The organism is Flavobacterium sp. FG139 (assembly GCF_057809695.1).
This window is the reverse complement of record NZ_JBMDKL010000020.1, coordinates 1-11,525: the sequence shown is the minus strand read 5'-3', so window position 1 is coordinate 11,525 and position 11,525 is coordinate 1. Positions and strand designations below refer to the sequence as shown.

Below are 11,525 nucleotides of genomic sequence, written 5' to 3'. Positions count from 1 at the left end.
AAAACCATTTATTGTTTCACGTGGAACATTTTGATTTTTTCATCTTCTTTCAATCGCATTAAAAGTTCTTCATCATCAGATTTATCTTTAAAACCACAATAATGTAAGACGCCGTGAATAATAACTCTTTTGAGTTCTTCTTCAAAAGTAACATTAAAATCAGACGCATTTTCACGAACTCTATCCAAAGAAATGAAAATATCTCCATGTAATTCATTTCCTACAGAATAATCAAAGCTAATAATGTCTGTATAATAATCATGATCAAGATATTGTTTGTTGATTTCCAACAAATATTCATCATCACAAAAGATATAATTAATATCACCTTCTTTTTTATTTTCAGAAACAATAACATTGGAAATCCATGAAGCAAATTGCTCTTCATTCTCAAGTAGAAAATCTAATTCGTAATTAAAACTAATCATTTGTTTTGAAATATTCTTGAACTTTTTGGTTAAAATTAGAGCGCAAAGGTAACGTTTGTCTATTTAAAATTTCAACGCTATTCAAATAATCTTGCAAACGTGTAGGTAAAGCGTTAGAAGCATTAGTAAAATCTTTTTTATTCGTTTCAGACTGACGTTTCTTTTCCTCTCCTTGTTGCTGGACTGCTTTGTCTAATTTCAACAATTCATATTTAAGATTAAGCATCTTTTGTAAAACATCATTGTTAAAACCTTTATTTAAAAGTTGTTTTTCTATTTGCTTCATTTGGTCTAAAGCATTTTGACCTTGACCACCCAAACCCTGTTTGTTTAATTCATTTTGTAAGGCTTCTCTAAGTTGTTGTTGCTCTTTATAAATTTCCATAATGGCTTTCGCATCACCTTCACCATCTTGACCATTTTCTCCGTCTGAATTACCTTGTCCATTACCGCCACTGCCTTGACCATTCTTACCATCTTTACCTTTTCCATCCTTGCCCTCTTTACCTTTGCCTTCTTTACCACCTTCCCTTTCACCATTTTTTCCATCTTTTCCCTCTCCAGGTTTTTGACCAGGCTTTATTCCTTTTTTGGCTTTTTCACCCAAACTTTCTTGTTTTTTAATAATATCTGGCAATTGCATTCCATCTCCTTGACCTGGCTTTGGCTTTCCTTTGCCTGAACCCGACATCGACATTGACATTTGCATATTATTCAATGTTGCTGCTAACATATCAGCTAATTTATTTGCCGAACTTGTTGCAAATTGCTGATGTGAAACTCCTTTAGGAACATTGGCATCAGCTAAAGTCTCTATAGCTTTATCAATATTATATTGCACATTACCAACCTCTTTTGTAACTTCTTCTGCAATTTTTGGATTACGTAACGATAAGGCAAATAATGAATCATCAACGTGCTTGAATTGTTGTTTTAAATCTTGTTGGATTTTAAGGTTTTTATTAAACGAAGGCGAACCGCGTTTCAAACCTTTGAACTGCTTCATCACGTCCTCTTGAGAGAAAGAATACGCCAAAAGATTATCCAATACCTGACGTAACATTGCCACATCTTCTTCCATTTGGTCTTGATCACCTGCTTCCATACTGGCTTGCATATCCTGACTCATTTGCTTCATCTTTTTGGAAGCACTTTTTTGTTTAGGCTTGGCTCCAGCTTTAGAATCTTTCTTCAATTCATCCGATGCTTTCTTTAAATCTTCATCAATACTTTTCTCTTTTGGAGCAGTATCTGGAAGCTCGACAGGTGCTTTTAATTCTTTATTGTCTTTTTCTAACTCTTTTAATTCTTCTTGAATCTTATCAAACTCCTTATTGATTTCTTCTTGCTTTTCTGTAGAATTTTCTTTTTCATTTTCAGATAACTTATCTTGTTTTTCCGAAAGTTTATCTAATTTATCGGCAATTTGTTCAGCTTTCTTTTCGACATAATATTTCTTAGTAAGCTCTACTAATTGTTGCAAACTCTTGGTTTGGTTTTTACTTTGTTGTTTAAGTTTGTCCATTTTTTCGAACAACTCATCTTTCTCTAATTTTTCATTAAGTTTTTGGAGCTCGTCTAAAAGCTTTTTGTTCTTTTCTAAATCTTTATCGACTTTTTCCAATCTGTCTTTTAGAAGTTCTTTGACTTCATCTTTCTTTTCCGTTTTAACTTTATCCAAATTCTCTTTCATCTTCTCAGCAAAGTTCTTCATCATTTCATCCTGCTTCTTTTGCTTGTCAAGAAAATCATTAACTTTTTGTTGTTCTTTAAATTCAAGATTGTCTTTCTCTTTGCCCATTTTCTGCAACTTCTCCATTTCGTTCAATTGCTTGTCTTGCGTTTTTAAAGACTTCTCTAATGAATTAATATTATCATTTTGTTGTTGCAAAACTTGATCTTCTTTTTCAGTTTCTGTAGCAATTCTGTTAGAAAAAACGGAAGATTTTGTACTCTTGAAATTATGCAAAGCATCGTTATCAAAAATTTCGAAATAATATTCATAGGAAACACCTTCTTCAACAGGAAGATTACTTGGAAAAGCAAACACAAACTGATCATACACATCACGCTTCACAGCAATTGTTCCACGTTTGGCCAAATTAGGCTTGTCTTTAGGATAATAAACCACTTGCAATTTAGAAAGTCCATAATCGTCGGAAACTTGTCCTAAAACATAGTTTTTTTCAATTTTAAGGCTGTCTGGAGCGTTTCCTACAGAAATGGTCGGAAATTGATCTTTAACCACGGAAATCTGATAATTTAGCTTTTCGTAATTCTGAACTTTACTGTTAGAAGTAACTATTTGATAATCGGTATTTTGAACAATATTTTTAGACCATAAAAACTGATTGTCTTGTTTAGCAAATGAAAATTTTGAAGCAGCATCCAACCATTCAACTTTTTGAGTAGCCAACGTATTCATTCGCCAAGTAACACGAGTTCCTTCGGGAAGCACAGCATTTCCCGTACCTTTAATAACTTCAGATTTTTTATTCAAATATCCCGGAAAATTCAACACCATTTCGAAATTAGCAATCGATGGAACAGTAACCACATTCAACTCATATTCGTGTGAAGAAACATCGTTTGCTTCCATATGAAATTCTAAATTTTCTTTAGGTTTCGGAATCACAAACTGGAATTCGCCTGCTTTGTTGCTTTCCATGAAATAGCTTTCATTACCAATAAAAATCATAGCGTTTTCAGGCACCACTTTTCCAACTGTTTTGACTTTCAGAAGAAAATCTTGGTTTTGTTCGGTTTGTAAGTTTTTATTTAAAAGTTGAAATTCAAAGGGTGCTGGCGGCAAAAATTGTTCTTTGTAATGCACAACACGATTCAAACTTTGAGAAATAAAATTGCTGTTTCCGGTAATGTAGAAAAAAGCAAAGAACAAAATTGGGATAATAGCTAAAGGTAAATACTTTTTGTTTTTGCCAAAATTTATGGCGTTTCCAAAAGGAATCGGTTGTAACGTATTGGCTTTTTGATCAATAGAAGCTAAAAGTAATTCTGATTTATTAGTGTCTTGCGATAATTGTAAAAAATTGGTCAACTTATCGCCTACTTCAGTAAAGTGATTTCCGATGATTTTGGAAGCATCATCATAATTAATTCCTTTTTGAAGTTTGAATAATTTAAAAATTGGAAATAAAATAAAGCGCAACAACAAGAAAAGTTCCACGACAATAAACGTCCAGAACAATACGGTTCTAGCCGCTGGTTTTAACCAAAGAAAATATTCCACAAAAAGTGTAAAAAGAAAATAAATCAAACCAATTCCGACGAAGAAAATGGTTCCACGTAGCAATTCGTTGGTGTAAAACTTCTTAATAAACTGTTCGAGTTTATTATAAATTAGGTGCTGATTTTCCAAAATTGTTAATCATTTATTTATAACCGATAAAAGTACAAATTTATACGTAGCATCAAAGTTAAATCTTCACTAAACACCGATTTCACAAATTTCCACTGATTAAAAAACTTTCTTCTTCCAACTTCTGATTATCTTTGCACCACCCGAGGCCGTTTTCGGCCGAACGGAACAACGTTAAATTTTACTAAAATGTCGAAACAAGTTCGTGTGCGTTTTGCACCTAGTCCAACTGGACCTTTGCACATTGGTGGTGTTCGTACTGCCCTATTCAATTACTTATTTGCTAAAAAAAATAATGGCGTTTTCTATTTACGAATTGAAGATACCGACCAAAATCGCTTTGTTCCTGGTGCAGAAGAATATATTTTAGAAGCTTTAGATTGGTTAGGAATTGCACCTAGTGAAACGGTTGGAAAGAATGAAAAATTCGGGCCGTATCGTCAATCAGAAAGAAAAGAATTATACAAAGAATATGCTGATCAATTGATCAATTCGGGTTGGGCCTATTATGCCTTTGATACCGCAGAAGCCTTGGATGCGCACAGAAAACAGCACGAAGCTGATGGAAAAACCTTCATTTACAACTGGCACAATCGTGAAAAATTAGATACTTCTTTGGTGATTTCAAAAGAAGAAACCGATAAACGAATTGCGGCTGGTGAAGACTATGTCATCCGATTTAAAACACCTGTGAATGAAACCTTGCATTTGCATGATATCATTAGAGGCGACATCAAATTTGAAACGAATTTATTAGACGATAAAGTGTTGTTCAAATCGGACGGAATGCCAACGTATCATTTAGCGAATATAGTGGATGATCATTTAATGGAAACTTCGCATGTGATTCGTGGTGAAGAATGGTTACCCTCAATGCCATTACATCGTTTATTGTACAAAGCATTTGGTTGGGAAGCTCCAGAATTTGCTCATTTGCCATTGATTTTAAAACCCATTGGTAACGGAAAATTATCGAAACGTGATGGTGATAAAATGGGATTTCCTGTGTTTCCTTTAGAATGGAAAACCGAAGAAGGAGTTTCATCTGGGTATAGAGAAAAAGGATTTTTTCCAGAAGCTGTGGTTAACTTTTTAGCCTTATTGGGTTGGAATGACGGCACTGATCAAGAGTTATTTTCGTTAGAAGAATTGGCCGAAAAATTTGATTTAAATAGAGTTCACAAAGCTGGAGCAAAATTTGATCCTGAGAAAAATAAATGGTTCAATCATCAGTATTTGCAAAAACAAAGTGATGAAAGTTTGGCGAAAGCCTTCGCTACCACTTTAACTGAAAAAGGGGTTTCAACATCTATTGATTTAACAAAAGTGGTTTCTTCAATAAAAGAACGCGCTAACTTTGTTTCCGATTTTTGGGAATTAGCCGATTATTTCTTTGTGGCTCCAACCTCTTACGATGAAAAAGCAGCAAAAAATTGGAAAGAGGAAACACCTAATTTAATGCAACAATTGATTTCAGTACTAGAAAATATTGGAGATTTCACTTCTGTAAACATTGAAACTATTGTAAAAGATTGGATGACGAAAAACGAAATTGGAATGGGAAAAGTAATGCAACCGTTTCGTCTGAGTTTAGTGGGTGCTTTAAAAGGACCCCATCTTTTTGATATTGTCGAATTGATTGGAAAAGACGAAACCATCAAGCGATTGGAAAAAGCAATTGCTAGTTTATAGAAAAACAAAAGCCCTGAAGTTCAGGGCTTTTTTAATAAGATTCTAGATGTATTTTCTATACTGAACTGATTTGAAATACTCACTAACTTCTTTTTCATTGACTGTTAGCGCATCCATTTCAGGTTTTAAATCACCAAAGTATTTACGCACTAAAGCAATAGCATTCTTTTGATCTTGATAGATCTTTTGATTGAATTCAGAACTAATAAATGACAAATCAGCTACAATGTTATTGTCATTATCTATGATTAATGAATAAATAACTTCATTAGTACTTTGTGCTAAATCGTAATATATTGCTAAACTGATCAGTTTGTATTGAGCGGTTTCAATCAATACAAAATAAGTGAATTTTAAATCGGCTTTCGTTTTAACTTTATAAGGATTATTTAATTTGAAAGATTTTAACAGCTTTCCGTCAGAACTCACATAATCTAAGTCACTAAACTTAACAGATTTAAATCCTTTTTCTTCAGGTAATTGATATTTTACCTTTTTGCCAGAAACAGAAATATTTAATGTCTCTTTATTAGGAATAATAGTCGAACCATCTTTTAAAACTATTTTATCCTGAGCAAAAGCAACACCTGAAATAAGAACAATAATTAAGTAACAAAAATAAGTTAATTTCATAGCAACAAAATTGTCGTTGTAAAAGAATAATATCGTTACAAATTAAAAATAATCTGACCACTAATAGTTCCAAGGTTTCCTTTAAAACTTTTATTTCCGTTTAATAGCGTTAGCCCATCTTGACTGTTTAATTTGTTGAAAATATTGGTAAATCCATATTCATAAAAAATAACGGCTCTAACCACTTTCCCACCGCCAGATATTCCAATGTAAGCATTCCCATTTACTTTAGAAACGTCAACAATATCATTGGCTTTAAGTAAAGTTCCATTTAAGGTTTTAGTTTCATCGGTAGATTTTAGAGTCATTTTACCATTAACCTGAAGTACAGGTCCAAAATCTAATGACAAGTGGTCTTGAATAATATTATAACTCATCAACAATCTAACTTGAACCCCAGATAAACTGTAATCAATATCTTGTTTTAAAGTTGATTCTAACGAAAATTTGTTTACAAAAAACTGCATTCCATAAATCATACTCCAGTTGTTATAGTAGTTTCCTCTAACCGAAAGTCCACCAGCAAAACCATTGCCTGGTTTGGTAGTGAAATTAGAACCAAATAAAGTAGTTTGGTTTATACCACCCGAAATTCCAATTCGATTTCCATCACGATTTTGATATTGTGCAAAAGCAAAAGAAGTAAAAACTAGCAATGCAATCGTTAAAAAAGTATTCTTCATTTTAAAAAAATTAATTTGTAACAAACATACAGTATTCTCGTATAATAACCATATTAACAAATAAAATATTATATATGTATCCTATTACCATTGTTATTTTAGTTCTTGCATTGTTTGTCTTCTTGTCATCTTTTTTTACGGTAAAGCAACAAACAGCAGTAGTTATTGAGCGTTTTGGAAAGTTTGAAAGCATCCGAAATTCAGGTTTACAATTAAAATTACCTGTAATTGACCGTGTTGCCGGAAGAGTGAATTTGAGAATTCAACAATTGGATGTGATTATTGAAACACAAACCAAAGACAATGTGTTCATTAAAATGAAAGTTTCGGTACAATTTAAAGTAATACAGGAACACGTTTATGAAGCATTTTACAAATTAGAATACCCGCACGATCAAATTACAGCTTATGTATTTGATGTGGTTCGTGCTGAAGTACCGAAGTTAATCTTAGATGATGTATTTGTGAGAAAAGATGATATTGCTATTGCTGTAAAACGCGAATTGAACGAAGCGATGATGGCTTATGGATATGATATTATCAATACTTTAGTAACCGATATTGATCCCGATATTCAGGTAAAAAATGCCATGAACAGAATCAATGCAGCTGAAAGAGAAAAAACAGCTGCAATGTTTGAATCGGACGCACAACGAATCAGAATAGTTGCCAAAGCCAAAGCGGAAGCTGAAAGTAAAAAACTTCAAGGACAAGGTATTGCCGATCAACGTAGAGAAATTGCAAAAGGTTTGGTAGAAAGTGTGGCTGTTTTAAACGAAGTTGGAATTAATTCGCAAGAAGCATCAGCGTTAATTGTAATTACACAACATTATGACACGCTTCAAGCGATTGGTGCTGATACTAATTCAAACTTAATTTTGTTACCCAATTCACCACAAGCTGCAAGTGATATGTTGAATAGCATGGTTACTAGTTTTACGGCTTCAAACATTATTGGTGAACAAATGAAAGCACAACCTAAACGAGTTAAGAAAACTGGAAATCATTCGTCTTTAGATTACAATCCATCAGATACGTCTAATAATGGCGATGAAACTCAAAAATAATTTTTAATTTTAGATAAAAAAAAGAGGCTTAATCGCCTCTTTTTCTATTTATAAACCAATTGATTACATAGGGAATAGCAATCTTCAAAATCGTACCAAAACTACCTGAAAACACCTTTTCATATATAGTTCCAACTAGAGAAACTGTTTTAGATGGAAGAATACTTTCTTTAGTTTTTTCAATACTTAAAAGCATTTTTTGATAGTGAATTTCTTTTTCAACTTTGAGAATTTCCAAATCGTGTTCTATTTGAGCGTAAGAGGAATATTTTTTCTTTTCCATAATTTAGTCGTTAAAAAATATTTCAGAGAATTTTTCTAGAATTGGCCCTTCCACTATTTTATCTTTTACTAAAAATAAGAGTAATGCTAACACTAAATAAATTCCTGCTACAGCCAAAAATCCTAACGGATAACTACCCAATAATTGTCCCAAAGCCATGGCTCCTGCTATCGAAATAAATAGCAAAACAATCATCAAACACATCGCTATTAAAAAGAATTTTAACATCAATGTAGTTGACTTCATAGCCACCTTAAAACCCCAAAGTTTATAGTAAGAAATATTAGCTTCTATAAAAGCTTTAGCATTTTCTTGAATGGCTTCGGTATTTTCTTTTAGTTCTTCAAATGCCATTATTTCTGTAATTTGGCGTTTTGTTTTTTTAACTCCGCTAATTTTTCTTCTAAAAAAGTAATGGCTTCTTCGGCTTTATAACTCGAATTTGAAAGTAAGTCTTCTACCGTTTCAATCAAATCATCTTTTGTTTTAGAAAATTTCTCTTTGGTATCTTCTTCCAAATCGTCCCATTTGTTTTTAGCTTGACTTTTTAAATCGTCAAAACCTTCTTTCATTTTTTCTCTTGTTTTGGAACCTTTATCAGGTGCAAACAAAATTCCCAATCCTACTCCTATAGCGGCACCTGCTAAAAGTGCAATTATGCTATTACTCGTTTTATTTGACATGATTATAAATTTAATTATTCTAAAATTACGAAATCTTTTCTAGAATTGATGTTAAATCGTAGTTAAACATCTAAAACTTATTTTAAAGCAAAATCTTAAACGATTACAGATGGGTTGGTAAAATCTATTGAATCAAACTAAAAAATCGATTAAAATTGAATTATGAGAGCTAATTTTAATAGTGATATCAAATGTTTTTTTAATATGTAATAAGATTTATCAATAATAGAAAAAGCCGACATTTCTATCGGCTTTTTATTAGTAAAATCTATTTTAAAATTATTCTTTATGTTCCACTTTTGCCCAAGTATCTTTTAGGCCAACTGTTTTGTTAAAAACTAATTTTTCTGAAGTCGAATCTTTATCGACACAATAATAACCTAAACGTTGAAATTGAAATCTATCACCATCTTTGGCAGTTGCCAAACTTGGTTCTAAATATCCGGTAATTATTTCTAAAGAATTCGGGTTGATGTATTCTTTAAAATCAACTTCTTTATCGCCATCAGGATTTTCATGTGTAAAAAGTCGGTCGTACAAACGAACTTCAGCTTCAATGGCGTGGTTTATTGAAACCCAATGAATCGTTCCTTTTACTTTTCTTTGGCTGGCTTCTGTACCGCTTCCACTTCTTGAATCTTCGTCATATGTACAATGAATTTCAGTAATATTTCCTTCAGCATCTTTTACAACACTTTCACCTTTAATGATGTAAGCATTTTTTAGACGAACTTCTGTTCCTAAAGTCAAACGGAAAAATTTCTTATTGGCTTCTTCTTGAAAATCTTCTCTTTCGATGTATAATTCTTTAGAAAAAGGTACTTTTCTAAATCCTAAACTAGCATCTTCCTGACTGTTTTCAGCATCTAAAATTTCTTCTTTTCCTTCAGGATAATTTGTAATTACCAATTTCACAGGATTCAAAACCGCCATAACTCTTGGTGCTGTTTTATTCAAATCTTCGCGAACACAGAATTCTAAAAGTGAAACATCAATTAAATTGGTACGTTTAGCAATTCCAATAGTATTGGCAAAATTTCGTATTGATGCTGGTGTGTAACCACGTCTTCTCATTCCCGAAATGGTACTCATTCTTGGATCATCCCATGAAGTAACATGTCCTTCTTGAACCAATTGCAGTAATTTTCTTTTAGAAACGACAGTATGTGAAAGATTTCTTCGAGCAAATTCTCGTTGCTTTGGACGTACTTTATTTGAATCGTAAATTTGATTTAAGAACCAATCGTATAATTCTCTATGAGGCAAAAATTCAAGTGTACAAAACGAATGTGAAATTTGTTCTAAATAATCACTTTCGCCGTGAGCCCAGTCATACATTGGATAAATACACCAATTATTTCCTGTTCTGTGGTGGTGTTTGTGTAAAATACGATACATAATTGGATCACGCATCAACATATTATTGGCACCCATACTTATTTTAGCACGAAGGATATGTGTTCCATCTGGAAATTCACCGTTTTTCATTCGTTCGAACAAATCTAAATTCTCTTCAACCGAACGATTTCTGTATGGAGAATCTGTTCCTGGAGTTGTTGGTGTTCCTTTTTGAATGGCCATTTCTTCCGAAGTTTGGCTATCCACATAAGCTTTTCCATCTTTTATAAACTGAATTGCCCAATCGTATAAATCTTGAAAATAATCAGATGCATAACATTCGTTAGCCCATTTATAACCCAACCATTCTACATCTTTTTTAATAGCATCAACAAATTCCTGTTCTTCTTTAGCTGGATTGGTATCATCAAAACGTAAATTTACTGGTGCTTGATAATCAATTCCTAATCCAAAATTCAAACAAATAGCACTCGCATGACCTACGTGTAAATATCCGTTAGGTTCAGGCGGAAAACGAAAACGAAGCTTATCTTTTGATAATCCGTTTTTTAAATCTTCTTCTATGATTTGTTCAATAAAGTTTAAAGACTTTTCTTCTGTTGACATAATTATTTTGTAATTTTAGCAAAGATAAATAAATGTTTGTGATTTGGTTAATCGTTGATTTGGTTATTTGACAATTAATGATAAAAACGAATAAACAAATTTTCAAATAAACGAATAAACAAATTATGGGAACTATTAAATTACAAAATATAAGAACTTTTTCGTTTCACGGATGTTTGGAAGAAGAAGGAAAAATTGGATCAGATTACCGTGTTGATTTAGAAATTAAAACCGATTTGCGTAAATCGGCGCTTTCAGATGACTTAAAAGACACAGTAGATTACGTACTTTTAAACAAAATTGTGGAAGAAGAAATGGCGATTCGTTCTAAATTACTAGAGCATGTTGCTAATAGAATCATCATGAGAATCTTTAAAGAAATTCCGTCTGTTTCCCGAATTTTACTTGCTGTTTCTAAACTAAATCCGCCCATTGGTGGTGATGTAGAAGCAGTTACCATTGAAATGGAAGAATATCGTAATTAAGTACGATATACAAAGTTGGAAGTACGAATTTAAAAAAATAAAGTTTTTTCAAACTTTTAAACTTTAAACTTTTAAACTTTAAACTTTTTGTTATATTTGCTGTCCAGAAAAATGGCGTCGTGGCCGAGCGGCTAGGCACCGGTCTGCAAAACCGTCTACTCCGGTTCGAATCCGGACGATGCCTCTGAAACCTTCAAGGAAACTTGGAGGTTTTTTTATTGTGAATT

General features: G+C 32.5%; 11 protein-coding genes and 1 tRNA gene. 4 read left to right on the top strand and 8 right to left on the bottom strand.

The window, feature by feature from the left end:
* Positions 1–8: 8 nt before the first annotated feature.
* The gene (gene ybeY, locus ACODSI_RS14140) at positions 9–428 is read right to left on the bottom strand and encodes an rRNA maturation RNase YbeY (protein ID WP_488917511.1); all 420 of its coding nucleotides are present in this window, start codon (positions 426–428) and stop codon (positions 9–11) included.
* Positions 421–3,807, bottom strand: a complete 3,387-nt coding sequence (locus tag ACODSI_RS14135) for a hypothetical protein (RefSeq protein WP_488917510.1) — start codon at positions 3,805–3,807, stop codon at positions 421–423. Before ACODSI_RS14135 ends, ybeY begins: the two co-directional genes overlap by 8 nt.
* Positions 3,808–3,996: 189 nt before the next feature.
* On the opposite strand from ACODSI_RS14135, the gene gltX reads away from it, so the two are divergent.
* Positions 3,997–5,499, top strand: coding sequence for a glutamate--tRNA ligase (gene gltX, locus ACODSI_RS14130; RefSeq protein ID WP_488917509.1), 1,503 nt, complete (start codon positions 3,997–3,999; stop codon positions 5,497–5,499).
* A 42-nt stretch (positions 5,500–5,541) separates the two neighbouring features.
* Here gltX and ACODSI_RS14125 read toward each other — a convergent pair whose 3' ends face one another.
* A complete protein-coding gene (locus ACODSI_RS14125) occupies positions 5,542–6,132 on the bottom strand; it encodes a hypothetical protein (protein ID WP_488917508.1) in 591 nt (196 codons plus the stop codon).
* A 35-nt stretch (positions 6,133–6,167) separates the two neighbouring features.
* Positions 6,168–6,815: an outer membrane beta-barrel protein gene (locus ACODSI_RS14120; RefSeq protein WP_488917507.1), complete on the bottom strand. Its 648-nt coding sequence runs from the start codon at positions 6,813–6,815 to the stop codon at positions 6,168–6,170.
* A 74-nt stretch (positions 6,816–6,889) separates the two neighbouring features.
* Here ACODSI_RS14120 and ACODSI_RS14115 point away from each other — a divergent pair, with 74 nt between their 5' ends.
* Complete coding sequence (locus ACODSI_RS14115; protein WP_488917506.1) at positions 6,890–7,882, top strand: SPFH domain-containing protein; 993 nt, start codon at positions 6,890–6,892, stop codon at positions 7,880–7,882.
* A 28-nt stretch (positions 7,883–7,910) separates the two neighbouring features.
* On the opposite strand, the gene ACODSI_RS14110 is transcribed toward ACODSI_RS14115, so the two are convergent.
* The 4 genes from ACODSI_RS14110 to ACODSI_RS14095 form a co-directional block, all read right to left on the bottom strand.
* The gene (locus ACODSI_RS14110; RefSeq protein ID WP_488917505.1) at positions 7,911–8,165 is read right to left on the bottom strand and encodes a DUF6327 family protein; all 255 of its coding nucleotides are present in this window, start codon (positions 8,163–8,165) and stop codon (positions 7,911–7,913) included.
* Between the two features lie 3 nt (positions 8,166–8,168).
* The gene (locus ACODSI_RS14105; RefSeq protein ID WP_488917504.1) at positions 8,169–8,519 is read right to left on the bottom strand and encodes a competence protein; all 351 of its coding nucleotides are present in this window, start codon (positions 8,517–8,519) and stop codon (positions 8,169–8,171) included.
* Positions 8,519–8,848 (bottom strand): YtxH domain-containing protein, encoded by a 330-nt coding sequence (locus tag ACODSI_RS14100; RefSeq protein ID WP_488917503.1) that lies wholly within the window; start codon positions 8,846–8,848, stop codon positions 8,519–8,521. Before ACODSI_RS14100 ends, ACODSI_RS14105 begins: the two co-directional genes overlap by 1 nt.
* A gap of 279 nt (positions 8,849–9,127) precedes the next feature.
* Complete coding sequence (locus ACODSI_RS14095) at positions 9,128–10,813, bottom strand: glutamine--tRNA ligase/YqeY domain fusion protein (protein WP_488917502.1); 1,686 nt, start codon at positions 10,811–10,813, stop codon at positions 9,128–9,130.
* A gap of 125 nt (positions 10,814–10,938) precedes the next feature.
* On the opposite strand from ACODSI_RS14095, the gene folB reads away from it, so the two are divergent.
* Complete coding sequence (gene folB, locus ACODSI_RS14090) at positions 10,939–11,298, top strand: dihydroneopterin aldolase (protein WP_488917501.1); 360 nt, start codon at positions 10,939–10,941, stop codon at positions 11,296–11,298.
* Between the two features lie 113 nt (positions 11,299–11,411).
* Positions 11,412–11,482, top strand: a tRNA-Cys gene (locus ACODSI_RS14085).
* The last annotated feature ends 43 nt before the right edge of the window (positions 11,483–11,525 follow it).